Below are 24,561 nucleotides of genomic sequence, written 5' to 3' on the forward strand. Positions count from 1 at the left end.
TCTGGCCTTTCCCACACACGGCCGCATGAGGCAGATCACGCACCCATTGGGATGCGATCACATGGCAACACGATAGGGTCGAGGAGTTCCTGCGAAGAACCTCGATGACCCCGCCCGGCCGCTGACCCACTTGGTGTTCAGCAATCTGCCGGACGGGGTCATTGTGTGTCCTAGCCCAACGCGCTAGACAACTGCGCATTGGAAACTTGTCAGAAGTCCCAGTCGTCGTCCTCGGTCTCAACGGCCTTGCCGATGACGTACGACGAGCCGGATCCCGAGAAGAAGTCGTGGTTCTCGTCCGCGTTCGGCGACAGCGCCGCGAGGATCGCGGGGTTGACGTCGGTGTCCTCCTTGGGGAACAACGCCTCGTAGCCCAGGTTCATCAGGGCCTTGTTGCCGTTGTACCGCAGGAACTTCTTGACGTCCTCGGTCAGCCCCAGCTCGCCGTACAGCGAGTCGGTGTACTCCACCTCGTTCTCGTACAGCTCGAACAGCAGGTCGAACGTGTACGCCTTGAGGTCGTCCTGCTCGGGCTGCGTCAGCTTCGCGAGGCCCTTCTGGTACTTGTAGCCGATGTAGTACCCGTGCACCGCCTCGTCGCGGATGATGAGGCGGATCAGGTCGGCCGTGTTCGTGAGCTTGGCCCTCGAGGACCAGTACATCGGCGCGTAGAAGCCGGAGTAGAACAGGAACGACTCGAGCATCGTCGAGGCGACCTTGCGCTTCAGCGGGTCGTCGCCCCGGTAGTAGTCGAGCACGATCTCTGCCTTCTTCTGCAGGTTCTCGTTCTGCTCGGACCACGCGAAGGCGGCGTCGATCTCCGGCGTGGAGAGCAGCGTGGAGAAGATCGAGGAGTAGCTCTTCGCGTGCACGCTCTCCATGAAGGCGATGTTGGTGTACACCGCCTCCTCGTGGGGAGTGATGGCGTCCGGGATCAGCGACACCGCTCCGACCGTGCCCTGGATGGTGTCCAGGAGGGTCAGGCCGGTGAACACCCGCGAGGTCATGGTCTTCTCGTGCTCCGAGAGGGTGTTCCACGACTGGATGTCGTTGGAGACCGGGACCTTCTCGGGCAGCCAGAAGTTGCCGACCAGACGGTCCCAGACCTCGACGTCCTTCTCGTCCTCAAGACGGTTCCAGTTGATCGCGGTCACGCGGTCGATGAGCTTGAGCTTCCCTGTGGGCGACATCTTCGTTCTTCTTCCGGTGTACGACGGCGGTCGGGCTGATCATGGGCGATGCGGGCGCGCCGAGGCAGACGCGCCGTCAATGCTCTAGAGCATGCAGCTGACGCAGTTGTCCACTTCGGTACCCTCCAGGGCGAGCTGACGCAGGCGGATGTAGTACAGGGTCTTGATTCCCTTGCGCCACGCGTAGATCTGCGCCTTGTTCACGTCGCGCGTGGTGACGGTGTCCTTGAAGAACAGCGTGAGGCTCAGGCCCTGGTCCACGTGCTGCGTCGCCGCGGCGTACGTGTCGATGATCTTCTCGTACCCGATCTCGTACGCGTCCTGGTAGTAGTCCAGGTTGTCGTTCGTCATGTACGGCGCCGGGTAGTAGACGCGACCGAGCTTGCCTTCCTTGCGGATCTCGATCTGGGCCGGCACCGGGTGGATCGACGACGTCGAGTTGTTGATGTAGCTGATCGAACCCGTGGGCGGCACCGCCTGGAGGTTCTGGTTGTAGATGCCGTGCTCCATGACCGAGGCCCGCAGCTCGCGCCAGTCGTCCTGCGTCGGGATCGCGACCCCGGCGTCGGCGAAGAGGCGTGCGACGCGCTCCGTGGCCGGCTTCCACTCCTGCTCGACGTACTTGTCGAAGTACTCGCCGGTGGCGTACTTCGAGTCCTCGAAGCCACCGAACTTCTTGTTGCGCTCGATGGAAAGGCGGTTGGAGGCCGCGATCGCGTGGTACGCAACGGTGTAGAAGTAGAGGTTCGTGAAGTCGATGCCCTCTTCGGAGCCGTAGTAGATGCGCTCACGGGCGAGGTAGCCGTGCAGGTTCATCTGGCCCAGGCCGATGGCGTGGCCCCGCTCGTTCGCCAGCTTGATCGACGGGACGGACTCGATCGACGTCTGGTCGCTCACCGCGGTCAGTGCGCGGATCGCGGTGTCGATCGTCCGGCCGAAGTCCGGCGAGTCCATCGCCTTGGCGATGTTCAGCGAGCCCAGGTTGCAGGAGATGTCCCGCCCGACCTCGTTGTACGAGAGGTCCTCGTTGAACGTCGACGGGGTGGAGACCTGCAGGATCTCCGAGCACAGGTTCGAGTGCGTGATGCGGCCCTTGATCGGGTTCGCCTTGTTCACCGTGTCCTCGAACATGATGTACGGGTACCCGGACTCGAACTGCAGCTCGGCGACCGTCTGGAAGAAGTCGCGGGCACTGATCGTGGTCTTGCGGATCCGGTCGTCGGCCACGAGCTCGTCGTACTTCTCCGAGATGGAGATGTCGGCGAACGGCACGCCGTAGACCCGCTCGACGTCGTACGGGCTGAACAGGTGCATGTCCGCGTTCTTCTTGGCCAGCTCGAACGTGATGTCCGGGATGACGACGCCGAGCGAGAGGGTCTTGATGCGGATCTTCTCGTCCGCGTTCTCCCGCTTGGTGTCGAGGAATCGCATGATGTCGGGGTGGTGGGCGTGCAGGTACACCGCACCGGCGCCCTGCCGCGCGCCGAGCTGGTTCGCGTACGAGAAGGAGTCCTCGAGGAGCTTCATCACGGGGATGACACCGGACGACTGGTTCTCGATGTGCTTGATCGGCGCACCGTGCTCGCGGATGTTGCTCAGCAGCAGTGCAACACCGCCACCGCGCTTGGAGAGCTGCAGCGCGGAGTTGATGCCGCGCGCGATGGACTCCATGTTGTCCTCGATGCGCAGCAGGAAGCAGGACACGGGCTCGCCGCGCTGCGCCTTGCCGACGTTGAGGAACGTCGGCGTCGCAGGCTGGAAGCGCCCGGAGATGACCTCCTCGACGATGTCGCGCGCCGTCTGCTCGACGCCGTCCGCCAGGCCGAGCGCGACCATGGCCACGCGGTCCTCGAAGCGCTCCAGGTACTTCTTGCCGTCGAACGTCTTGAGCGTGTACGAGGTGTAGTACTTGAACGCACCCAGGAACGTCTCGAACCGGAACTTCTTCGAGTACGCGAGCTGGAACAGCTCCTTGACGAAGGTGTCCGAGTACTTGGCCAGCACGGTCGGGTCGTAGTACTTGGCCTCGACGAGGTGCTTGAGCTTGGCGTCCAGCGTCTCGAAGTCGACGGTGTTGGGGTTCACGTGCTGCAGGAAGTACTGGCGGGCCGCCTCGCGATCCTTGCTGAACTGGATCTTCCCGTCCGGTCCGTACAGGTTCAGCATGGCGTTGAGCGCGTGATAATCCATCTGGATGCTCTCCAGGGGGATCTCGCTCAGGCCCTCAGTCAGGCTGACAGGCTCAGTCGTTGTTGCTGCCAAAATCGTCCCAATCCGTTGCGGACGCGCGTGACGTCCTGCGCCGTACCCAGTAGTTCGAAGGCGTAGAGATACGGGACGTCACACTTCGCAGCGATGATGTCCCCGGTGATGCAGTACGCAGCCCCGAAGTTGGTGTTCCCCGCGGCGATGACCCCGCGGATGAGCGACCGGTTGTGTTCGTCGTTGAGGAACTTCCTCACCTGCCGGGGGACGGCCCCGCCCTCGTTGCCGCCACCGTAGGTGGGGGACATGAGGACGTAGGGCTCGTCCACGCGCAGAAAACCGTCGGCCGGGCGCAGCGGAATCCGGTGCACCGACATCCCCAGCTCGTCGAGGCCAAGCTTCCCGACGAACCGGTGCGTGTACTCGGACACGCTGGAGAAGTAGACGAGAGAAACCACGTCACGCCTCCTTGCCGACGTTGCTGTACTGCAGGTCAGGCCGAAGCGGCCTGAAGGGCGGCGACCGCGCTGATCTGGTCGGGGCGAAAGCCCGACCAGTGGGTGTCACCGGCCACGACGACCGGCGCCTGGAGGTACCCGAGGCCGCGAACCATCTCGAGCGCCTCGGCGTCCTGCGTGATGTCGACGACCGAGTACTCGACGCCCTTGCGATCCAGTGCCCGATACGTCGCGTCGCACTGGACGCACGCCGGCTTGCTGTAGACCGTGACGCTCATGTCCGCCTCCTCTGACCTGGAAGGACACCCGTGAACTTACACCGATGTGCTTTGTCAGCGGGTCTGCGTCTCCCGCTGAACCAAACACTACACCTAGTGTCTGACACTCGCTTGCTTACGACATGTTGTGGTTCTGGGCGAACGGCGCACTATGCCCAACCCGCTGCACGACCGCTCTGAGACCCCTCCGAGGCGCCCGTAGACCATGCTGCCACGAGCCTCTGACACCGCCTGGTAGGCCGCGTGCAGGGCTCTGCGCGGGGTGCTCGTACGGGTGCCCACGAGGCGCGAGAAAGGGCAGTTCACACGTCCGCGGAGGGACCCGCGAACCCAGAAAAAGTGATCTGAGTCCACGGCGTGTCGCGACACTTGGGCGTGTCCCGCAGGACACCCACGGGACACTCGCCGGACACCCGACCAAGCCAGTTGAGTGCTGGGCATTCGCCCTGTGGCGGAGGCCAGGAGGGCGAATACCCAGCACTCAACGAGGGGTCAGGCGGGGGTGACCTCGTCCGTCGTCGGCAGCGTGCCACTCGTCGCCAGGCGGCGGTACCAGTGCGCCGAGTCCTTCCAGGTGCGTTCCAGGGTCTCGTAGTCGACCCGGATGATGCCGAACCGGCGGTCGTACCCGTAGGCCCACTCGAAGTTGTCGAGCAGCGACCACGCGAAGTACCCGCGCACGTCCACACCCTGGTCGTGGGCCTGGCCCACGGCCTCGACGTGGTCGTGCAGGTACGAGACACGCTCCACGTCGTGCACCCGCGCCACGCCGTCCTCGACGACCACGGTGTCGTCGAACGCGGCACCGTTCTCGGTGACCATGAGCGGCTGGCCGGGGTAGGTCTTGTGCAGCGACACCAGCAGGTCGGTGAGGCCCGCGGGCTCGATGTTCCAGCCCATGGCGGTGTACGGGCCGGGCTGCGGCAGGAACTCGACCTCGTCCGCGGCGATCCACGGGGTGCCGGCGGCGTCCTTGTGCCCGTCGGCCTGCTGCCGGTCGCCCTGCCCGGAGAAGTGCCGCACGCGCGCCGTCGAGTAGTAGTTGACGCCCAGCACGTCCAGCGGCTGCCTGGTGATCTCCAGGTCGCCGTCGTGCACGAACGACCAGTCGGTGACCGACGCCGTGTTCTCCAGCAGGTCAGCGGGGTAGGCACCGTCGAGCACCGGGCCGAGGAAGGCCCGGTTGGCGAGGGCGTCGACCACGCGGACGGCGCCGAGGTCCGCCTCGGAGGTGGGGTCGTCCGGCCGGAAGACGTGCAGGTTCAGCGTGATCGACGTCTTGGCGGCAGAGCCGAGCACCTCGCGGATCTGCTGGACCGCGAGACCGTGCGCCAGGTTCAGGTGGTGCACGGCCTGCAGGGCGGCCAGGGGCTCGGTGCGGCCCGGCGCGTGGACGCCCGAGCCGTAGCCCAGGTACGCGGAGCACCACGGCTCGTTGAGCGTGGTCCAGACGTCGATGCGGCCACCCAGCTCCTCGGCCATGCGGCGCGCGTACTTCGCGAAGGCGTAGGCCGTCTCACGGTTGGTCCAGCCGCCGGCGTCCTCCAGCTCCTGCGGGAGGTCCCAGTGGTAGAGCGTGACCACGGGCTTGATGCCCGCCGCGATCAGCCCGTCCACGAGGTCCGAGTAGAACCTGATGCCCTCGGCGCTGAACTCGCCCGAGCCGCCCGGCTGCACACGCGGCCACGCGATGGAGAACCGGTACGCGCCCAGACCCAGGTTCCTGATGTGCTCGACGTCCTCCTGCCACCGGTGGAAGTGGTCGTCCGCCACGTCGCCCGTGTCGCCGTTCAGCGTCTTGCCGGGCGTCTTCGAGAAGGTGTCCCAGATCGACGGGCCGCGCCCGCCCTCGGTGACAGCGCCCTCGATCTGGTACGACGCCGTCGCCGATCCCCAGAGGAAGTCCGCGGGGAATTTCCGTGCACTCAAAGTCTCACCTCTCCTGGGCCTGTGGCCCGTGCTTTGCGTCCGTCGTTCTCTACGCCCCAGCCGCCTGGGGCGTCGGCACTGGTCACGTGCACGACGCCGGACGCGTACCGCACACGGAACGTCGCCGGGGCGCCGGTGCCACCGGGTACCAGGACCTCTTCGTCGAACCCCTCGGGCAGACGGGTGCAGCGTAACGTCACACCCTCGGCCCAGGCGTAGTCGGGCCGGTCATCTCGATCACCAACGGGCAGCACGGTGCCGGGCCGGACGAACAGCGGGAGGCTGTCGAAGCCGTGCTCCTCGGTGACCCAGCTCGGCCCGGTGACGGTCGGGGCAAGGCCCGCCCCACCGACGTCGGACAGGCGGGTCCACTCCCCCGCCGGGACGTAGTACTCCACGCGGGACTCGCTGAAGACGGGCGCGACCAGCAGCGACGGCCCCAGCAGGTACTGGGTGTCGACGGACGCCGCCGTCCGGTCGTCAGGGAACTGGAGCACCATGGGGCGCATGACGGGCAGGCCCTCCTCGGCGGCGACGTGGCCGAGCCGGCCGAGGTACGGCATGAGCCGCATCTTCAGCCTGGTGAACTTGCGCGTGACGTCGACCGCCTCGTCGTCGAACACCCACGGGACGCGGTAGGAGCTCGACCCGTGCAGCCGGGAGTGCGAGGACAGCAGGCCGAACGCGACCCAGCGCTTGAACACCGCCGGGTCGGGTGTGCCCTCGAACCCGCCGATGTCGTGGCTCCAGTAGCCGAAGCCGGACAGCGAGAGCGACAGGCCGCCGCGCAGGGACTCCGCCATGGAGACGAACGTGGACTCGCAGTCGCCGCCCCAGTGCACGGGATAGGCCTGGGTGCCCGCGGTGGCGGACCGCGCGAACACGACGGCCTCGCCGCGGCCCCGCTCCTGTTCGAGCAGCTCGAAGACCGTGCGGTTGTAGAGGGCGGCGTAGTAGTTGTGCATCCGCTGCGGGTCGGACCCGTCGTGCCAGACGACGTCGGTGGGGATGCGCTCCCCGAAGTCCGTCTTGAAGCAGTCCACACCCTGGTCCAGCAGCACGCGCAGCTTGTCCTGGTACCAGGCAGCGGCCTCGGGATTGGTGAGGTCGACCAGGGCCATGCCGGCCTGCCAGTGGTCCCACTGCCAGACGTCGCCGTCGGCGGTCTTGACCAGGTAGCCCTTCTCCTTGCCCTCGCGGAACAGGTGGGAGCGCTGGGCGATGTACGGGTTGATCCACACGCAGACCTTCAGCCCACGGTTGTGCAGCCGGGCCAGCATTCCCTCCGGATCGGGGAAGGTCGCCGGGTCCCACACGAAGTCGCACCAGTGGAACTGGCGCATCCAGAAGCAGTCGAAGTGGAACACCGACAGCGGGATGTCCCGCTCGGCCATGCCGTCGACAAAGCTCATCACCGTGGACTCGGAGTAGTCAGTGGTGAACGACGTCGAGAGCCACAGCCCGTACGACCAGGCGGGGACGACGGCGGGCCGTCCGGTGAGGGCCGTGTACCGGCGCAGGATCTCGGCCGGCGTAGGCCCGTGGATCACGTAGTACTGGAGCGACTGCCCCGGCACCGAGAACTGGGTGCGGCTGACCACCTCGGACCCCACCTCGAACGACACCCGCTCGGGGTGGGCCACGAACACGCCGTAGCCGCGGTCGGTCAGGTAGAACGGCACGTTCTTGTAGGCCTGCTCGCTCGCGGTGCCGCCGTCCTCGTTCCAGATGTCCACGCTCTGGCCGTTCTTCACGAACGCGCCGAACCGTTCGCCCAGGCCGTAGACGTGCTCGCCCACCCCGAGCGTCAGCTGCTCGTGCACAAACTCGCCGTCGGGTGTGGTCGCGATCCCGACGCTCCGGTGCGACGACGACGTGAGCACCTCGCCGTCCGCCACGAAGTCGACGTGCCACGGGCCACCGGTGGCGACGCGGGCCGTGAGGCCGCCGGAGGTGAGCTCGGCAGGACCGTCGCCCGCGCCCTCGCCGTCGGGCACCACCACCTTGACCGTGCCCGGCTCCCGGTTGATCGCGAAGTGCGGGCCGCGGTCGCGGCCGCCCTGGAGGTGCTCGATGCGTACCCCGATCACGCCGTCCGCCGGGGCGTCGAACGTGACGGTCACGACCGGGCGGCTCACGGTGACGCCGCGCCCCGTGATGGGCGCCGTGGGCGCGTGCACGGTCAGGGTGCCGGCCCCGGCCTCGACCGAGTCGACGTCGCGGGGACGGAGCATCTCGACGCCGGGACGCAGCTCCCAGTAGCCGTCGGTGAATCTCATGCCCGAAGCCTCACACAGCCTTCAGCTACGCGTTCTCCCGGTCCAGGATCGCGTAGACCAGCTCGGTGGACCACACGCCGTCCCGCAGGTCGCTCTCCAGGAGGCGGGCCTCCTGGCGCATGCCGAGGCGCTCCGCCACCCGCACCGAGGCGTGGTTCTCCTCGTCGATGCGCGCGAACACGCGGTGAAAGCCGTACCTGGTGAACGCGAGCCGGACGGTGGCGCGGGCCGCCTCCGTGGCCAGGCCCTTGCCGCCCACACCCGGGTGCATGGCGTAGCCGACCTCGACCTGCCGCGGCCCGGCGGCCCACTTGAGCAGCGTCTCGCCGACGACGCCGCCGTCCAGCACGACCGCGAGCACCAGCACGTCGCCGGGCTCCTCGAACGGAGCCTCCGACCAGGCACGGAGCTTCTGCTCCGCCGTCGCCAGGTCCCACGGCGGCTGGTACATGTACCGCACCACCTCGGGGCTCGACCGCCAGCCGAGGAACGCTGCGGCGTCATCGGGGACTACCGGGCGCAGGGTGAGGCGCTCGGTGGTCACCGGCCAGGCGGGACCGACGCGGTAGGGCTCGGAAGCCGGAACGGAAGTGGGCACGATCCGACCGTAATGCCCAGAACCCGAGATGCCACCGCGAAATGCGGGGTATTTTGCGCGGGTGCGCGCCGGCACCGGCGAGTCGCGGCTAACGCGCCTCGAACGGGGTGCTCGCCCAGCCCTCGGGCACGTCGCGCGGCTGCCACGACGGGTCGGGCGTCCAGTCGGCCCAGGCCTTGTCCCACCAGAGCTCGCCCGCGTCGAGCAGGCCGGCGATCCGGTCACCCTCGGCGCGGATCTGCGCCATGCGGCCGGGGTAGCGCGCCGGACCGGTCTCCTCGAACTCGGGGACGTCCTTGAACTCGTACGTCTCGGCGTCGGCAGCCCACCAGACGTCCAGCTCGTGGTCGAGGGTGTCGAACCCGATGGCGGTGCGGCGGGGCGCGTCCTCCAGGTTGAAGTACCAGCCCTGGAACGCGCGCTCGGCCCCCGCCCAGAACAGGAAGATGGAGTGCTCCACCCCGGCCCAGTGCAGCTCCAGCCGCCCGTGGCCGCGCCAGTGCGTGCTGCCCGCGAGCTTCCACGGGTGCTCCCCCACCGGGAACGCGCCAGAGCGCGGATACACCATCGGCGTCCCGCCGGGGGTGTAGGTGACAAGCAGGTCGCCGTCGTCCTGGACGCAGACCTGCGGGATGGCGATCCACGGCTCGCCCCGCATGATCTCGCGGCGCACCACCGTCTGGCCAGGCTGGAACACGTCGGACGTCGTCATGCTCGGCACGCTAACAGCGGTCGGTTACGAGGCTGCGACGGGCACGTTTACACCGTGGCGCAGCACCCGCCGCGGCCGCAGGTCCGCGTCCGTGACCAGGACGTCGGCGCGGGCGCCGGGTTCCAGGCTGCCGACCTCGCCGTCAAGGCCCAGCACGCCGGCGGGCACCGCGGTCGCGGAGCGCACGGCGTCCGGCAGGGGCACGCCTGCCGACACAGCGTGGCGGACGACGTCGATCAGGTGGGCGGTGCCGCCCGCGATCGGTCCCTCTGCCCCGGCGTCGGCGTCCGTCGCGATCCGCGCGACGCCGCCCTGCACCTCCACCGACATCGGCCCGAGCTCGTAGCGGCCGTCGGCCACGCCGGCCGCCGCCATCGCGTCCGTCACGAGCATGACCTGGTCGGCGCCGACCATGGTGAACACCGAACGCACCGTCGCGGCGTCAAGGTGCACGCCGTCGCCGATCAGCTCGACGACCATGTCGCCGCGGGCGGCCGCGGCGAGGCAGGCCGCGATCGGCCCGGGCTTGCGGTGGTGCAGCGGGCGCATGCCGTTGAACAGGTGCGTGGCCGTCATCGGCCCGAGCTTGCCGCCCGCCGCGGCCAGCGCCGCGACGACCTGCTCGATCAGGGCCTCGGCCTGTTCGGTGGTGGCGTCGGTGTGGCCCAGGGACGGCAGCACGCCCGCCTCGACCAGCGCCTCGGCGACACCGCCGGGCCCGGTCACCCCCGGCACCTCGGGTGCGATGGTCATGGTGCGCAGGAACCCGCGGGCGGCCTTGGCCAGGTCCCGGACCAGGTCCACACTGCCTTCTTGCAGGTCAGCCGGGTTGTGTGCGCCCCGCCGGCGGTGCGAGAGGAACGGCCCCTCCGCGTGCAGGCCCTCGATCTCCCCCGCCACGGCGAGCTCGGCCAGGACCGCGGCCCGGGTCAGCAGCACCTCCGGCTGGGCGGTCACGAGCGACGCGAGCAGGGTGGTCGTACCGTGCCGGCGGTGCTCGAGCACACCCGCCAGCGCTTCGTCGGCCGAGGTCACGTCCGGGAACGAGGCGCCGCCCCCGCCGTGGTTGTGCAGGTCCACCAGACCGGGCAGCACGTACGTCTCGGGGGCAGGCGGCACCTGTTCGACGGCGGGTCCGTAGCCGGTCGCCGCGGCGTCGGCCATCGAGCCCGCGAAGGTGACCCGACCGCCCGAGGCGACGACGACGCCGTCGTCGACCACGGAAGTGGGCTGGACCAGGCGGCCGCGCACGACGAAGGCACCGGAATCAGTCATGCGGACATCCTGCCAGGGTCGCGGTGCAGGTCAGAAGAGGCGGGTCGTCGGGTCGTCCGCGCCGCGCATCGTCTCGTAGTCCAGCAAGAGGGTCGCGATGCCGCGGTCGTGGGCCAGGACCCGCGCCTGCGGCTTGATCTCCTGGGCGGCGTACACACCGCGCACCGGGGCGAGCAGCGGGTCGCGGTTCAGCAGGTCCAGGTACCGCGTGAGCTGCTCGACGCCGTCGATGTCGCCCCGGCGCTTGATCTCGACGGCGACCGTGGAGCCCGAGCTGTCACGCGCCAGGATGTCCACCGGACCGATGGCCGTCGGATACTCGCGGCGGACCAGGGTGTGCCCGTCGCCCAGCAGCGCGATCTGCTCGGCGAGCAGCTCCTGGAGGTGCGCCTCCACGCCGTCCTTCACGAGGCCCGGGTCGATGCCCAGGTCGTGGGCGGAGTCATGGTGCACGGTGAACAGCTCGACCTCGAGCCGGTCGTCCGACTTGGCGTGCTGCACGGTCCACACCTCGGTGACGCCGCGCTCGGTGGCCTCCTCGGAGGGCTCGCGCACCGCCAGCGTGCACGGCGGGCTCATCCAGTTCAGCGGCTTGTACGAGCCGCCGTCGGAATGAATGAGCACGCTTCCGTCGGCCTTGACCACAAGCAGCCGGGTGGCCGGCGGGAGCATCGCGGTCAGGCGGCCCGTGTAGAGGGCGGAGCAGTCGGCGACGACCAGCCGCATCAGAGAACCAGATCCTGTCGTCCGGGAGGGGCGGCCTCGAGCCAGGAGGCGAGGCCGAAGTAGTCGCCGGCGGCGAGGTCGAGCTCGAAGTCGAGCCCGTCGTACCGGCACTGGACGAGGTAGTGGTCACCCTGACCACGCTCGTCCGGGTCCAGCGGGGTGCGGCCGGTGACGGCCAGCCGCTCCCGGTACCAGGTGCGGGCCGGACGGGGTGACAGCGACCAGCACCGCCACCACTCGATCCGGCCCACCGCGTACTGGGCGATGCCCGGCGTCCAGGAACCCTCTGGGTTACCGGTCGCCCGGGCATTGCAGTTGAACGAACCCACCCTGCGGGAGAGGGTCCGCAGCCGGGAGATCCCCGCTGCGATCACGAGCGCGAGCGCACCGAGCACCGCTATTGCGATCCAGATGACGCCCGGCACTCGCGCTCTCCCTCAGACCAGGGAGATCTCGTCGACCACGAGGGTGACGAGGTTGTTGTCCACGGACACAAAACCGCCGGTGACCCGTGCTTCCAGGGCCGGGCCCGACGTCGTCTCCACCTTGATCGTGCCCGGGCGAAGCACCGCCAGGAACGGCGTGTGGTTCGCCAGGATGCCGATCTGGCCGTCGGCAGCAGGCGCGCTCACCTGGGTCGCCGCACCGCTCCAGACCTTGCGGTCCCTGGACACGAGGTCCACGCTCAGCTCTGCCATGAGAGCTCCTTCCGATGTAGCGGGCGCGAGGCCGCCCCTGCCGGGTCGCCTGATTCTAGGCTGCCCGGCGGGGCGGCATCACGCACGGAGGACGTGCGAGGCGTCAGGCCCCGTACTCCTTCTGGATCCGTGCCCAGTTCTCTTCGAGCATCTCAAGCCCACCGATGTTGAAGAAGGCCTGCTCGGCGATGTGGTCGAACTCGCCGTCGCAGATCTTCTTGAACGCCTCGATGGTCTCAGACAGCGGGACCGTTGAGCCCTCCACGTCCGTGAACTTCTTGGCCATGTAGGTGTTCTGGGAGAGGAACTGCTGGATGCGACGCGCACGCGCCACAACCGTCTTGTCCTCTTCCGAGAGCTCGTCGACACCGAGGATCGCGATGATGTCCTGCAGCTCCTTGTTGCGCTGCAGGATCGACTTCACCCGGGTCGCGACGTCGTAGTGCTCCTGGCCCACGTACCGCGGGTCGAGGATGCGCGACGTCGAGGTCAGCGGGTCGATCGCCGGGTACAGACCCTTCGACGCGATCTCTCGGGAGAGCTCGGTCGTCGCGTCCAGGTGGGCGAACGTCGTGGCCGGGGCCGGGTCGGTGTAGTCGTCAGCCGGCACGTAGATGGCCTGCAGCGACGTGATGGAGTGACCACGCGTCGAGGTGATGCGCTCCTGGAGGAGGCCCATCTCGTCGGCCAGGTTCGGCTGGTAGCCCACGGCGGACGGCATGCGGCCGAGCAGCGTGGAGACCTCGGAACCGGCCTGCGTGAAGCGGAAGATGTTGTCGATGAAGAGCAGGACGTCCTGGTTCTTCACGTCGCGGAAGTACTCCGCCATCGTCAGCGCCGACAGGGCCACGCGCAGACGCGTGCCCGGCGGCTCGTCCATCTGGCCGAAGACGAGGGCCGTCTTGTCGAAGACACCCGCCTCGTCCATCTCGGCGATCAGGTCGTTGCCCTCACGGGTGCGCTCACCGACACCGGCGAACACGGACACACCACCGTGGTCCTGGGCAACACGCTGGATCATCTCCTGGATGAGGACCGTCTTGCCGACGCCCGCACCACCGAAGAGGCCGATCTTGCCACCCTGCACGTACGGGGTCAGCAGGTCGATGGACTTGATGCCCGTCTCGAACATCGTCGTCTTCGACTCGAGCTGGTCGAAGGCCGGGGGCTTGCGGTGGATCGGCCAGCGCTCGGTGACCTCGAACTTCTCGCCCTCGGCGAGGTTCAGAACCTCACCCGTGACGTTGAAGACCTTGCCCTTGGTGATGTCGCCGACGGGCACGGTGATGGGCGAGCCCGTGTCGGTGACGACGGCGCCGCGGACCAGGCCGTCGGTCGGCTTCAGGGCGACGGCGCGCACCAGGGAGTCGCCCAGGTGCTGCTCGACCTCGAGCGTCAGGGTGAACGAGTTCTCGTCCTCGCCCTGGCCGGACAGGTCGATCTCGACGGTGAGCGCGTTGTACATCTCAGGGATCGCGTCATCGGGGAACTCGATGTCCACGACCGGGCCGATCACTCGAGCGACCCGGCCGGTGCCGGGCCCGCTCGTGTGCTCGACCGCAGTTTCCACGGTGGTGGCGGTCATACTTGCCTCGCTTCGGTGGGCCGGAGGGTCCTCCGGCGGGGGATTCTTGTCTGCTGGACAGGCCGAACAGGCTGGTCAGGTCTCAGCGGTCAGGCTCCGGCCAGGGCGTCGGCACCGGAGACGATCTCGCTGATCTCCTGGGTGATGTCCGCCTGACGGGCCTGGTTGGCCAGTCGGGTGTACGTACGGATCAGGTCCTCGGCGTTGTCGGTCGCCGTGTGCATGGCGCGCTGGCGGGCGGCCAGCTCGGAGGCCGCGGCGTCGAGCAGTGCCGCATAGATGCGGTTCTGCACGTACCGCGGCAGGAGCGAGTCCAGCACCGCCTCGGGCGAGGGCTCGAAGTCGTAGAGCGGCAGGATTTCCTCGCCGCCGGCCTCGGCGACACCCTCGACGACCTCGAGCGGCAGCATGCGCACCACGTGGGGACGCTGCGTCACCATGTTGACGAACTGCGTGGAGACCACGTGCAGCTCCGAGACGCCGTCCTCGTCCTCGGTCGCGAGGAACTTCTCGAGCAGGACCTGCCCGATCTCCTCGGCGATCTCCGGCGTCGGCCGCTCCGAGCCGTAGGACCACGACTGCACGACGTTGCGCCCACGGAACGTGAAGTACGCGATGGCCCGGCGACCGGCGACGTAGAGGAGGACCTCCTTGCCGTCGGCCACGAGCTGCTGCGTCAGCCGCTCGGCCTCACGGACGATGGACGCCGGGTACGAGCCCGCCATGCCACGGTCCGACGAGACCACGAGCACCGCCGCACGCCTGCCACCCTCTTCCTGGGTGAGCGGGTGGTCGATGTTCGTGTGCGTCGCCACGGCGGAGACCGCGCGGGTGATCGCCTGCGCGTAGGGTGCCGCCGCCGCCGTCCGCGCACGGGCCTTGCCGATGCGGGACGCGGCGATGAGCTCCTGCGCGCGGAACATCTTCTTCAGCGACTGCGTCGACTTGATCCGTGCCTTGAAGACGCGCTGGGATCCACCGGCCACGGGTCAGGCCTTCTTCTTGACGACGATCTGCGCCTGCTCGACGTCGACCGGCTCGTCATCAACGTCGCCGCCGACGAGCGCCGTGCCGTCACCCCGCTGGAACCCGGCCCGGAAGTCGTCCACGGCTGCGCTCAGCGCGTCCTCCGTGTCGGACTCCAGCTTGCCGGAGTCCAGGATCTTGCCGAGGACCTCCGACTTGCGACGCAGGTGGTCCAGGAGCTCGGCCTCGAAGCGCTTGACGTCCTCGACCGCGACGTCGTCGAGCTTGCCCTTGGTCCCGGCCCACACCAGTGCGACCTGGTCCTCGACGGGGTACGGCGAGTACTGGGGCTGCTTGAGCAGCTCCGTCAGGACGGCGCCACGCTTGAGCTGCGCGCGGGACGCTGCGTCGAGGTCGGACGCGAACATCGCGAACGCCTCGAGCGAGCGGTACTGCGCCAGCTCCAGCTTCAGCGTGCCGGAGACCTTCTTCATCGCCTTGATCTGCGCGTCACCACCGACTCGGGAGACGGAGATACCGACGTCCACGGCGGGACGCTGGTCGGCGTTGAACAGGTCGGACTGCAGGAAGATCTGGCCGTCCGTGATGGAGATGACGTTCGTCGGGATGTACGCCGAGACGTCGTTCGCCTTGGTCTCGATGATCGGCAGGCCGGTCATCGAGCCCGCGCCCAGCTCGTCCGAGAGCTTCGCACAACGCTCCAGCAGACGGGAGTGCAGGTAGAAGACGTCACCCGGGTAGGCCTCGCGGCCCGGCGGGCGGCGCAGCAGCAGCGACACGGCACGGTAGGCCTCGGCCTGCTTCGACAGGTCGTCGAAGATGATCAGGACGTGCTTGCCCGAGTACATCCAGTGCTGGCCGATGGCCGAACCGGTGTACGGCGCCAGGTACTTGAAGCCTGCCGGGTCGGACGCCGGAGCCGCGACGATGGTCGTGTACTCCAGGGCGCCGGCCTCCTCGAGGGCGCCACGCACGGAGGCGATGGTCGAGCCCTTCTGGCCGATGGCGACGTAGATGCAGCGGACCTGCTTGTTCGGGTCGCCGGTCTCCCAGTTCGCCTTCTGGTTGATGATCGTGTCGACCGCGATCGCCGTCTTGCCGGTCTGGCGGTCGCCGATGATCAGCTGACGCTGACCACGGCCGATCGGGATCATCGAGTCGATCGCCTTGATACCGGTCTGCAGCGGCTCGTGGACCGACTTGCGCTGCATGACGCCGGGCGCCTGCAGCTCCAGGGCGCGGGTGCCCTCCGTCGCGATCTCGCCGAGGCCGTCGATGGGCGTACCCAGCGGGTCGACGACGCGGCCGAGGTAGCCCTCGCCCACGGGGACCGAGAGCACCTCACCGGTGCGGCGGACCTCCTGGCCCTCCTCGATGCCGGTGAACTCGCCCAGGACGACCACACCGATCTCGCGGACGTCCAGGTTCTGCGCGAGTCCGAGCGTGCCGTCCTCAAAACGCAGCAGCTCGTTCGCCATCGCACCCGGGAGGCCCTCGACGCGGGCGATGCCGTCCGCGGCGTACGAGACGCGGCCCACCTCTTCGGCGACCGCTTCCTGGGGCTCGTAGGACTTCACGAAGCTGTCCAGCGCGGCCCGGACCTCGTCCGGGCGGATCGTCAGCTCAGCCATAACTTTTCTCCTGTCGTGGCCGCGAGAGCCGCGGCGGAAGATTCTTGTTCACGTTTCAGCCGGCCAGACGACGCGATGCGTCAGCGAGGCGCGACAGGACGGTGGAGTCGACGACGTCCGCGCCGACCTGGATGCGCATGCCCCCGACGATGGCGGGGTCCACGGTGACGTTCAGCTGCACGGGCTTGCCGTACGAGCGCTCCAGGAGCGCCGAGAGGCGCCCCTGCTGCTCGCGGGTGAGCACCGTCGCGCTCGTCACCGAGGCGACGAGGCGCCTGCGGCGCTCCGCCGCCACCTCGCCGAACCAGGCAAGCGTCTGCACGAACCGGCGGCCGCGCGGCGACGACGTCGCGCGCTGCGCCAGGCGCTGTGTCACGGTGTCGACCTTGCCGCCGACCAGCGAGTCCACGAGCGCCACCCGGCGCTCGGGAGCCGTCGTGGCGTCCGAGAGGGCCTGCTTGGCCTCCCGCTCGCCGACGAGCGACCGGGTGACCCGGAACAGCTCGTCCTCGACGGTCTCGAGCGCACCGCGCGCCTGGGCGGAGGCCAGCACGGCATCCACCCCGAGTCGCTCGATGGCTTCGGCCAGGTCGTCGTCGCTCGCCCAGCGGGACCGGACGAGCCCGGACACCAGGTCGACCACGCGCTCGTCGAAACCGCTCAGCAGGTCGGCCACCAGGCCGGCCTTGGCCTCGCCCTCGCGGGAGGGGTCGGCGAGCGAGCGGCGCAGCGCAGCGGAGTCGTCCAGCGCGGAGACGAGAGTGAGCAGCTGCTCACCCAGCGTCAACGCGTCCGCACCCGCGGCGCGCAGCACCGGCTCGAAGCGCTCCTGCGCCGCAGTCAGCGATGCACCGCTCGATCCCCGCATCACGCCTCCTTGGTGCTTGCTGCGGCGTTGCTTGCCACAGCCTCGCTCGCCTCGAGCTCGTCGAGGAACCGGTCCACCACACGCGACTGCCGGGCCGAGTCCTCGAGGGACTCACCCACGATCTTCGACGCGAGCTCGGTCGCGAGCGCACCGACCTCGGTGCGCAGCGACACGGTCGCTGCCTGACGGTCTGCCTCGATCTGGCGACGAGCGGTCTCGGTGACCCGCGCCGCTTCCTCGCTCGCCTTGGCCCGCAGGTCCTTGACGATGGCGGTGCCCTCGGCACGCGCCTCCTCACGGACCTGTGCCGCGTCGGCGCGAGCCTCGGCGAGCAGCTGCTGCTGCTGCGCCAGCGCCTCGTCGGCCTGCTTCTGTGCTGCCTCGGCCTTCTCGATGCCGCCCTCGATGAGGGTGGCCCGCTCGTCCAGCACCTTGTTCATCTGGGGCAGGACCAGCTTGTAGAACACCGCGGCGATGATCACGAGGATCACTGCCGACCAGAAGAGGTCGTAACCAGCGGGCAGGAACAGGTCGATGCCCGCGGGCTCGTCCTCTGTTGTCTGCGCTACCACGACACCGGCAGCGCCCGAGAGCGCCGCCATCACGCCGGGAGTGCGGGGAAGAGGAAGCCGGCAACCAGGCCGAGGAGCGCGAGCACCTCGACGAACGCGACACCCAGGAACATCGTGGCGCGCAGCTGGCCGGCGACCTCAGGCTGGCGAGCCATGCCCTCGATCGTCTTGCCGATGAGGATACCGAGGCCGATACCAGGGCCGGTTGCGGCGAGGCCGTAGCCGACAGCGTTCAGGTTACCGGTGACCTCGGCGAGAGTGGTGACGTCCACTTGCGTCTTCCTTCCGTTGGGCGCCGAACCGGTCGGTACGGCGTCGCATGGTGTGCGGAGGCGCTGGTGCGCCCGTCGCGGGTTTGCCAGGTGAAGCTATGAAGCGTCGCCTGGAGGGGCTGTCAGTGCCCCTCCTCCAGCGACATGTTGATGTAGACCGCGGCCAGCAGCGCGAAGATGTACGCCTGCAGGAACGCGACCAGAAGCTCGAACAGGGTCACGAAGATGCCCGCCGGGAACGTGAGGACCCCGAAGACCATCAGCCCGGTGCCTGCCGAGTCCACGACGAAGAACTGCGTGGCGGCGAAGCAGAGCACCAGCATGATGTGGCCGGCGACCATGTTGGCCACGAGTCGCACCATCAGGGAGCCCGGACGGATGATCAGGATCTGCAGCAGCTCGATCGGCGTCAGGATGAAGTAGATCGGCCACGGCACACCGGGCGGGAACAGGTTCGCCTTGAGGTAGCCGCCCAGACCGTGCTTGCGGATGCCGACGGCCCAGTAGGTGACGAACACCCAGAGCGCCAGGAGCAGCGGCACACCGATCCGTGAGGTGGCAGCCAGGTTCAGCCCCGGGATCACACTCGTGAGGTTGAACGCCAGGATGGTGACGAAGATAGTGGTGAGCATGGGGATAAAACGCTTCGCGTTCTCCTTGCCCATGATCTCTTCGCCGATCTGCACCCGGACGAAGTCCAGCACATACTCGACCCCGGCCTGGAACCGGCCCGGCACGACCTTCGCCCGGCGCGCGGCGATCACGAAGATCGACAGCAGCACCAGCGTGGCGATGATGCGGATGATCCAGATGCGGTCGATCTGGAAGATGGTGCCCTCGAAGAGGATGGCCGACGGGAAGAAGTCGGTGATCGACGGCGTGTGGAAGCCGCCCTCACCCTCGTGGCCTTCAGTGGCGGCGAGGATTACGGACGTCGCGTACGTGGACAGGAGAACTCCCAGGTGGTCATTAGGCCCCGCGCGCGTATCCGCAATGTGGCGGAACGGGCGCGCCGTCGGGCCTGGCCGTCATGGATTCGTCGTAAGCCTAACCCATGTCGGGTGCGACTTTGGCCGTAGAACCGCATGACGCGGCCCCTTGTGATGTATTGCGCAATCCCGCGCGGGGTCACGGAGCGACCCAGACGGTGCGGTCAGGCCTTGGCGTCGGGCTGGACGTACGGGACCCGGCCGTCGCGCACCGCGCGGTAGTCGAGCACGGCGGAGCCGATGGCGCCGATCAGCACGACCGCCATGAGCACCCAGCGGTCGTAGAAGTCCTGCCGGGACAGCACGGCGAGCACCGCGACCAGGAAGACCATCTTGACGAGCCAGCCGCCCATCACGACGGCGCCCATGCTCACGGCACCCTTGCCGACGGTGAGCATCATGGAGACCACGGTGGCACCGGAGAACACGCCCGCCAGGGCCGCTCCGACCAGGGCCCCCCACACGCCCGGCAGCCCGGCGACGAAGTAGCCGATGACCGACCCAAGCACCGCGAGGACACCCACCAGGATCAACCCGTCCCGGGCCGCGGTACGCAGCATCGCGCGCTCGGCGACGATGGTGTCGTTCTCAGGCTGCGGCACGACGGGGTTCTGCTCGGTCATTCGACGGTCTCCTTGGTCTTTGGGATGCCGCCCTGACGAGCGGCGCCCTGCGGCGCAGCGCTCTGCGCGACGGGCTGCAGGGGCGGCCCGGCCACGGCGGCGGCGGGCACCCTCGGGGTCTGGCCGGAGAGCGCGACGTCGTCGTCCAGGAACCGCCCGCGGTGGCGCAGCGGGCCGAGGGTGGCCAGCAGCGCAAGCACCACGAACACCCCGGTCCAGACGAGCACGATCTCCCAGTCCCACTGCACCAGCGCCGCGGCGCTGAAGGCGAACACCGCGGTCCACACGTACAGGATGACGACGGCGCGGCGGTGGGAGTGGCCCAGGGCCAGCATGCGGTGGTGCAGGTGCATGCGGTCGGGCGCCATGGGCGACTTGCCCGCGGCCAGCCGCCGGATCACCGCGAGCCCCATGTCGAGCAGGGGCAGCATGAGCACCGCCACCGGGAGCAGCAGCGGGATGAACGCGGGCAGAGCCTGCGCGCCGGACATGAGTCCCGGCGGGATGTTCCCCGTCACGGTGATCGCGGCGCCCGCCATCACCAGGCCGATCAGCATCGACCCGGCGTCGCCCATGAAGATGTGCGCCGGGTGGAAGTTGTGCGGCAGGAACCCGATGCACACCCCCACCATCACGGCGAGCATGAGCGAGGCGATGCTGGCGTAGTTGTCCGGCGAGCCCAGCTGGGTGAGCCCGTAGGTGTACAGGAAGAACGCGGTGCCGCCGATCGCGACGATGCCCGCGGCCAGCCCGTCGAGGCCGTCGACGAAGTTCACCGCGTTCATGGCGATCACGATCACCAGGACGGTCACCACGAGCGACATGCGCGACGAAGTGATGGTCACGCCCGCGATCGGCATGGTGATGAGCTGGACACCCTGCAGTGCCATGAAGCCGGCCGCCAGCACCTGGCCGGCGAGCTTGGTGATCCAGTCGAGGTCCCACTTGTCGTCGGCCCAGCCGAGCGCGCACACGATCGCGGCGCCGCCGATGATGCCCCACGCCTGGGGATCCTCGAACACCTCCGCCAGGAACGGCATCTGCGAGGCCAGCAGGACCGGCACGATGATGCCGATGAGCATGGCGAGACCGCCGAGGCGGGGCGTCGGCACCGAGTGCACGTCGCGGGCCCGCACGGCCGAGATGGCGGAGGTCTTGAGCGCGACCCAGCGGGCGAACGGTGTGGTCAGGAACGTGACCGCGGCGGCCACGAGCATCAGGAGCAGGTACACCCTCACTCGTCGTCCTCCGCAGCCCCGGCCGGGGGCTCGCTCGGGTCGTCCTCCGGCTTCACCGGGAGTCCTTCGACGTCGGCTACCTCGCGCAGCGCCGCCAGCGTCACGGCACCCTCGCGGACTACCCGCAGCGTCTCGGCGGTCGCGTCCACGATCGTGGAGGCGACGCCGCCCGGCGCCACGCCCCCGTCGAGGTAGACGGCCACGGAGTCGCCGAGCTGACGCTCTGCGTCCTCGACGTCCAGCGCGGCCGGGCTGCCCGACTTGTTCGCGCTGGAGACGGCCAGCGGGCCGGTGCGCTTGAGCAGGGCCAGCGCGGCGGGATGGTCCGGCATCCGCAGGGCGACGGTGCCGCCCGTGTCGCCGAGGTCCCACTGCAGCGACGGCTGCGCGCGCAGGATGATCGTGAAACCGCCCGGCCAGAAGGCCTCGACGAGCCGGCGGGCGTCGTCGGGCACGTCGGTGGCGAGCCCGTCGAGGGTCGCCACCTCCCCCACCAGGACCGGCGGCGGCATCTGCCGGCCGCGGCCCTTGGCCGCGAGCAGGGCAGCCACCGCCGGCTCGTCGAACGCGTCGGCACCTATGCCGTACACGGTGTCGGTGGGCAGGACGACTAGGCCACCACGGGAGATCGCATGAACCGCCTCGTCGATCGCGGGTCCCCACGTCTGCGGGTCGGTGGCGTCGAGCACGGGATGCACAGGCACACTCACGCGCGACAGTCTTTCACGATCCGGCGGCTGCGCCCGCACCAACCAGCGATCCGGTCGGGATCCGCTCGGGTGGCCCGCTCAGGTGGCCCGATCAGGTGGCCCGGTCAGGGGATCCGGCGTGCTACCACCATGCGGGGCCGGCCCGTGAGGTCCTTGCGCGTCTCGGGCTCGCCGAACACCGGCCGTCCGTCGGCGTCGCGAGCGGCCGCGACCATCGCGCGCGCCGCCTCCGCCTGCACCTCCGCGTGCTCCATGACGTAGAGCCCGCCGGGCCGCAGCAGCCGGGCGGCCGCGTCAGTGATGCCGCGCGGCACCTCCAGCCCGTCCGGTCCCAGCCCGTACAGCGCGACGGCCGGGTCGTGCTCGGCGACCTCCGGGTCCACGGGCACGGCGTCCGGCGGCACGTACGGCGGGTTCGAGACGACGACGTCGGCCGTCCCGTCGATCCCGTACAGCGCGGTGCGGGCGTCGCCCTTGACGAGCCGCACGATCCGCTCGGGCGGCGGCTCCGGGCTGGCGCCCGGGTCCAGGCCCGCGGCGACGGCGCTGGCGGCGTCGACGTTGCGCGCCGCCCAGGCGTGCGCATCCTTGTCGAGCTCGACGGCGTGCACCCGCGCGCCCGGCACCTCCGTGGCCACGGCCAGCGCGATGGCCCCGGACCCGGTGCACAGGTCGACGACGACGGCAGCCGAGCCGCCGCGCTCACGGTTGACCCTGACCGCCTCGTCGATCGCCGCCTGCGCGACCTCCTCCGTCTCGGGCCTGGGCACAAAGACCCCCGGGCCCACCGCCAGCTCGAGATGCCGGAACGGCGCGACCCCGGTCAGGTGCTGCAGGGGTTCGCGCGCGGCCCGCCGGGCGATCAGGCCGGCGTAGACGAGCGCCACGTCGTCGGGCACGTCATGTCCCAGCACGAGCCGCCGTCGCAGCTCACCCCGATCCACGCCGAGCGCATGCGCCAGCAGCACCTCCGCGTCGAACTGGGGGGACGCCACCCCGGCCTCGACCAGCTCCTCGTGGGCCCACTTCAACAGCTGCTCGCTCACCGCGTTCCTCCCGCCACGACAAAAGCCTGCCCGACCGCGCCGAAAGCCGCCAGACCCGCCACCGAACCGGTAGTCCGAGGCAGTCCCTCAGACACCGGACGCAGCTGCCAGCCGGGCGGCCTCGTCGGCGTCGATCGCCGACCGCACGACGGGACCCAGGTCGCCGTCCAGCACCTGGTCGAGGTTGTACGCCTTGTAACCGGTGCGGTGGTCCACTATCCGGTTCTCGGGGTAGTTGTACGTGCGGATGCGCTCGGACCGGTCCACGGTGCGCACCTGAGAGCGACGCAGCTCGGCGGACTCGGCGGCCGCCGCCTCGGCCTGCGCGGCGAGCAGCCGGGCACGCAGCACCCGCATGGCCTGCTCGCGGTTCTGCAGCTGCGACTTCTCGTTCTGCATCGAGACGACGATCCCCGACGGCAGGTGCGTGATGCGCACCGCGGAGTCCGTGGTGTTGACCGACTGCCCGCCCGGGCCGGAGGAGCGGTAGACGTCGATGCGCAGGTCGTTCTGGTCGATCTCGAGCTCTCCCGGGTCGTCGACCTCGGGGAACACGAGGACCCCGGCCGCCGACGTGTGGATGCGGCCCTGGGACTCCGTGACCGGCACCCGCTGGACGCGGTGCACACCGCCCTCGTACTTGAGGCTGTGCCAGACCCCGTCCTCGGGACCCTGGACGTTCCTCGCCTTGACGGCGACCTGCACGTCCTTGTAACCCCCGAGATCGGACGCGGTGGCCTCCAGCAGCTGCGTGGACCAGCCCTGCTGCTCCGCGTACCGCAGGTACATGCGCAGCAGGTCGCCGGCGAACAGCGCGGACTCCTCGCCGCCCTCGCCCGCCTTGATCTCGAGGATGACGTCGCGGCCGTCGTCGGGGTCGCGGGGCACGAGCACGCGGCGCAGCTTCTCCTCCGCCACCGCCTCGGCCTCCTTGAGGCTGGGCAGCTCGGCGGCGAACGACGCGTCCTCGGTGGCCAGCTCGGCGGCGGCCTCGGCGTCGTCGTGCGCCTGCTCCCATGCGCGGTAGGCGCCCACCACCTGGTTGAGCTCGGCGTAGCGCCGGCCCAGCGTGCGGGCGCGGCCGGGATCGGCGTGCACGGCGGGGTCGGCAAGCACGGCCTCGATCTCAGCATGCTCACTGACCAGCGCCCCAACCCCGACAAACGCTTCGCTCACGGACTCTCTCCTTGGTTGTGGGCGCGATTCTTGCGAGTTTCTGTCCGTCTCAGGCGCAAGGATCGCGCCCACAACAAACCCGTGGGAAAGCAGCAGCGCCGGTGGTCTCGGTCCCGACTGCCCCTGGAGAGGTTGTCGGGCCGGACCACCGGCGCTGCGAGGTCGCTACTTGTCGGCGTCCTTCTTGCCGTAGCGCGCCTGGAACCGGGCCACGCGGCCACCGGTGTCCATGATCTTCTGCTTGCCCGTGTAGAACGGGTGGCAGGCGCTGCAGACGTCCGCGCTGATCTTGCCGGACGTCTCGGTGCTGCGCGTGGTGAAGGTGTTACCGCAGGTGCAGGTGACCTGGGTGACGACGTACTCGGGGTGGATTCCAGCCCTCATGTTGCTCCTTGGTGAGATGCCGCTGGGTCGCCCTGCAGAACCGCAGAGACGTGAACCAGCGAGCCAACCGATCATTCTGCCACTACCTCACCCGTGCGGGCGAGGGAGACTGGTGTGACGTGGGTCAGACGG

At 69.1% G+C, this 24,561-nt stretch carries 25 protein-coding genes; all 25 read right to left on the reverse strand.

The features are described from left to right. Nucleotides 1-209: 209 nt before the first annotated feature. Nucleotides 210-1,190, reverse strand: coding sequence for a class 1b ribonucleoside-diphosphate reductase subunit beta (gene nrdF / locus AB1046_RS12060; protein ID WP_369369555.1), 981 nt, complete (start codon nucleotides 1,188-1,190; stop codon nucleotides 210-212). An 84-nt stretch (nucleotides 1,191-1,274) separates the two neighbouring features. Continuing rightward, entirely contained in the window at nucleotides 1,275-3,380 is a 2,106-nt protein-coding gene (gene nrdE, locus AB1046_RS12065) for a class 1b ribonucleoside-diphosphate reductase subunit alpha (protein WP_369369556.1), read from the reverse strand. Between the two features lie 38 nt (nucleotides 3,381-3,418). Further along, nucleotides 3,419-3,853, reverse strand: a complete 435-nt coding sequence (nrdI, locus tag AB1046_RS12070) for a class Ib ribonucleoside-diphosphate reductase assembly flavoprotein NrdI (protein WP_369369557.1) — start codon at nucleotides 3,851-3,853, stop codon at nucleotides 3,419-3,421. A gap of 35 nt (nucleotides 3,854-3,888) precedes the next feature. Further along, nucleotides 3,889-4,131: a glutaredoxin-like protein NrdH gene (gene nrdH, locus AB1046_RS12075; protein ID WP_108495800.1), complete on the reverse strand. Its 243-nt coding sequence runs from the start codon at nucleotides 4,129-4,131 to the stop codon at nucleotides 3,889-3,891. 492 nt (nucleotides 4,132-4,623) lie between these two features. Beyond that, a complete protein-coding gene (locus AB1046_RS12080; protein ID WP_369369558.1) occupies nucleotides 4,624-6,060 on the reverse strand; it encodes a GH1 family beta-glucosidase in 1,437 nt (478 codons plus the stop codon). Next, nucleotides 6,057-8,339: an alpha-xylosidase gene (gene yicI, locus AB1046_RS12085; protein WP_369369559.1), complete on the reverse strand. Its 2,283-nt coding sequence runs from the start codon at nucleotides 8,337-8,339 to the stop codon at nucleotides 6,057-6,059. The genes AB1046_RS12080 and yicI overlap by 4 nt, the downstream gene beginning before the upstream one ends. A gap of 25 nt (nucleotides 8,340-8,364) precedes the next feature. After that, nucleotides 8,365-8,937 carry a GNAT family N-acetyltransferase gene (locus AB1046_RS12090; RefSeq protein WP_369369560.1) on the reverse strand — a complete coding sequence of 191 codons (573 nt, stop codon included), beginning with the start codon at nucleotides 8,935-8,937 and terminating at the stop codon, nucleotides 8,365-8,367. 88 nt (nucleotides 8,938-9,025) lie between these two features. Next, nucleotides 9,026-9,649: a DUF402 domain-containing protein gene (locus tag AB1046_RS12095; protein WP_369369561.1), complete on the reverse strand. Its 624-nt coding sequence runs from the start codon at nucleotides 9,647-9,649 to the stop codon at nucleotides 9,026-9,028. Nucleotides 9,650-9,673: 24 nt separating this feature from the next. Further along, a complete protein-coding gene (locus AB1046_RS12100; RefSeq protein WP_369369562.1) occupies nucleotides 9,674-10,924 on the reverse strand; it encodes an N-acetylglucosamine-6-phosphate deacetylase in 1,251 nt (416 codons plus the stop codon). Between the two features lie 30 nt (nucleotides 10,925-10,954). After that, entirely contained in the window at nucleotides 10,955-11,650 is a 696-nt protein-coding gene (nucS, locus tag AB1046_RS12105) for an endonuclease NucS (RefSeq protein WP_369369563.1), read from the reverse strand. Continuing rightward, complete coding sequence (locus tag AB1046_RS12110; protein WP_369369564.1) at nucleotides 11,650-12,075, reverse strand: DUF2550 domain-containing protein; 426 nt, start codon at nucleotides 12,073-12,075, stop codon at nucleotides 11,650-11,652. The genes nucS and AB1046_RS12110 overlap by 1 nt, the downstream gene beginning before the upstream one ends. A gap of 12 nt (nucleotides 12,076-12,087) precedes the next feature. Then, the gene (locus AB1046_RS12115) at nucleotides 12,088-12,348 is read right to left on the reverse strand and encodes a F0F1 ATP synthase subunit epsilon (RefSeq protein ID WP_369369565.1); all 261 of its coding nucleotides are present in this window, start codon (nucleotides 12,346-12,348) and stop codon (nucleotides 12,088-12,090) included. Between the two features lie 103 nt (nucleotides 12,349-12,451). Further along, nucleotides 12,452-13,933 carry a F0F1 ATP synthase subunit beta gene (gene atpD / locus AB1046_RS12120; protein WP_369369566.1) on the reverse strand — a complete coding sequence of 494 codons (1,482 nt, stop codon included), beginning with the start codon at nucleotides 13,931-13,933 and terminating at the stop codon, nucleotides 12,452-12,454. An 89-nt stretch (nucleotides 13,934-14,022) separates the two neighbouring features. Further along, nucleotides 14,023-14,919 carry a F0F1 ATP synthase subunit gamma gene (locus AB1046_RS12125; RefSeq protein WP_369369567.1) on the reverse strand — a complete coding sequence of 299 codons (897 nt, stop codon included), beginning with the start codon at nucleotides 14,917-14,919 and terminating at the stop codon, nucleotides 14,023-14,025. A 3-nt stretch (nucleotides 14,920-14,922) separates the two neighbouring features. Then, nucleotides 14,923-16,551, reverse strand: coding sequence for a F0F1 ATP synthase subunit alpha (gene atpA, locus AB1046_RS12130; RefSeq protein ID WP_369369568.1), 1,629 nt, complete (start codon nucleotides 16,549-16,551; stop codon nucleotides 14,923-14,925). 55 nt (nucleotides 16,552-16,606) lie between these two features. Beyond that, complete coding sequence (locus AB1046_RS12135; RefSeq protein ID WP_369369569.1) at nucleotides 16,607-17,419, reverse strand: F0F1 ATP synthase subunit delta; 813 nt, start codon at nucleotides 17,417-17,419, stop codon at nucleotides 16,607-16,609. Beyond that, nucleotides 17,419-18,021 (reverse strand): F0F1 ATP synthase subunit B, encoded by a 603-nt coding sequence (locus AB1046_RS12140; RefSeq protein ID WP_369369570.1) that lies wholly within the window; start codon nucleotides 18,019-18,021, stop codon nucleotides 17,419-17,421. Before AB1046_RS12140 ends, AB1046_RS12135 begins: the two co-directional genes overlap by 1 nt. Next, nucleotides 18,021-18,263, reverse strand: a complete 243-nt coding sequence (locus AB1046_RS12145) for an ATP synthase F0 subunit C (protein WP_369369571.1) — start codon at nucleotides 18,261-18,263, stop codon at nucleotides 18,021-18,023. Before AB1046_RS12145 ends, AB1046_RS12140 begins: the two co-directional genes overlap by 1 nt. Nucleotides 18,264-18,385: 122 nt before the next feature. After that, on the reverse strand, nucleotides 18,386-19,225 hold the full coding sequence (gene atpB, locus AB1046_RS12150; protein WP_369375673.1) for a F0F1 ATP synthase subunit A: 840 nt from the start codon (nucleotides 19,223-19,225) through the stop codon (nucleotides 18,386-18,388). Nucleotides 19,226-19,416: 191 nt separating this feature from the next. Continuing rightward, nucleotides 19,417-19,875 carry a hypothetical protein gene (locus AB1046_RS12155; protein WP_369369572.1) on the reverse strand — a complete coding sequence of 153 codons (459 nt, stop codon included), beginning with the start codon at nucleotides 19,873-19,875 and terminating at the stop codon, nucleotides 19,417-19,419. After that, entirely contained in the window at nucleotides 19,872-21,113 is a 1,242-nt protein-coding gene (locus tag AB1046_RS12160) for an MraY family glycosyltransferase (protein WP_369369573.1), read from the reverse strand. Before AB1046_RS12160 ends, AB1046_RS12155 begins: the two co-directional genes overlap by 4 nt. Then, the gene (locus tag AB1046_RS12165; protein ID WP_369369574.1) at nucleotides 21,110-21,823 is read right to left on the reverse strand and encodes an L-threonylcarbamoyladenylate synthase; all 714 of its coding nucleotides are present in this window, start codon (nucleotides 21,821-21,823) and stop codon (nucleotides 21,110-21,112) included. The genes AB1046_RS12160 and AB1046_RS12165 overlap by 4 nt, the downstream gene beginning before the upstream one ends. Nucleotides 21,824-21,927: 104 nt before the next feature. Then, nucleotides 21,928-22,869 carry a peptide chain release factor N(5)-glutamine methyltransferase gene (gene prmC / locus AB1046_RS12170; protein WP_369369575.1) on the reverse strand — a complete coding sequence of 314 codons (942 nt, stop codon included), beginning with the start codon at nucleotides 22,867-22,869 and terminating at the stop codon, nucleotides 21,928-21,930. Nucleotides 22,870-22,956: 87 nt separating this feature from the next. Beyond that, entirely contained in the window at nucleotides 22,957-24,045 is a 1,089-nt protein-coding gene (prfA, locus tag AB1046_RS12175) for a peptide chain release factor 1 (protein WP_369369576.1), read from the reverse strand. A gap of 165 nt (nucleotides 24,046-24,210) precedes the next feature. Beyond that, nucleotides 24,211-24,429: a 50S ribosomal protein L31 gene (gene rpmE / locus AB1046_RS12180; protein ID WP_020017644.1), complete on the reverse strand. Its 219-nt coding sequence runs from the start codon at nucleotides 24,427-24,429 to the stop codon at nucleotides 24,211-24,213. Nucleotides 24,430-24,561 lie beyond the last annotated feature (132 nt).

The sequence above is a fragment of the Promicromonospora sp. Populi genome, assembly GCF_041081105.1.
GTDB lineage: Bacteria > Actinomycetota > Actinomycetes > Actinomycetales > Cellulomonadaceae > Promicromonospora.

What these genes read in the sequence shown, in the direction of transcription:
- nrdF (WP_369369555.1), bottom strand. Translation starts at nt 1,190, where the DNA reads ATGTCGCCCACAGGGAAGCTCAAGCTCATCGACCGCGTGACCGCGATC.
- nrdE (WP_369369556.1), bottom strand. Translation starts at nt 3,380, where the DNA reads ATGGATTATCACGCGCTCAACGCCATGCTGAACCTGTACGGACCGGAC.
- nrdH (WP_108495800.1), bottom strand. Translation starts at nt 4,131, where the DNA reads ATGAGCGTCACGGTCTACAGCAAGCCGGCGTGCGTCCAGTGCGACGCG.
- yicI (WP_369369559.1), bottom strand. Translation starts at nt 8,339, where the DNA reads ATGAGATTCACCGACGGCTACTGGGAGCTGCGTCCCGGCGTCGAGATG.
- AB1046_RS12095 (WP_369369561.1), bottom strand. Translation starts at nt 9,649, where the DNA reads ATGACGACGTCCGACGTGTTCCAGCCTGGCCAGACGGTGGTGCGCCGC.
- AB1046_RS12100 (WP_369369562.1), bottom strand. Translation starts at nt 10,924, where the DNA reads ATGACTGATTCCGGTGCCTTCGTCGTGCGCGGCCGCCTGGTCCAGCCC.
- nucS (WP_369369563.1), bottom strand. Translation starts at nt 11,650, where the DNA reads ATGCGGCTGGTCGTCGCCGACTGCTCCGCCCTCTACACGGGCCGCCTG.
- AB1046_RS12115 (WP_369369565.1), bottom strand. Translation starts at nt 12,348, where the DNA reads ATGGCAGAGCTGAGCGTGGACCTCGTGTCCAGGGACCGCAAGGTCTGG.
- atpD (WP_369369566.1), bottom strand. Translation starts at nt 13,933, where the DNA reads ATGACCGCCACCACCGTGGAAACTGCGGTCGAGCACACGAGCGGGCCC.
- atpA (WP_369369568.1), bottom strand. Translation starts at nt 16,551, where the DNA reads ATGGCTGAGCTGACGATCCGCCCGGACGAGGTCCGGGCCGCGCTGGAC.
- AB1046_RS12135 (WP_369369569.1), bottom strand. Translation starts at nt 17,419, where the DNA reads ATGCGGGGATCGAGCGGTGCATCGCTGACTGCGGCGCAGGAGCGCTTC.
- AB1046_RS12140 (WP_369369570.1), bottom strand. Translation starts at nt 18,021, where the DNA reads ATGGCGGCGCTCTCGGGCGCTGCCGGTGTCGTGGTAGCGCAGACAACA.
- AB1046_RS12155 (WP_369369572.1), bottom strand. Translation starts at nt 19,875, where the DNA reads ATGACCGAGCAGAACCCCGTCGTGCCGCAGCCTGAGAACGACACCATC.
- rpmE (WP_020017644.1), bottom strand. Translation starts at nt 24,429, where the DNA reads ATGAGGGCTGGAATCCACCCCGAGTACGTCGTCACCCAGGTCACCTGC.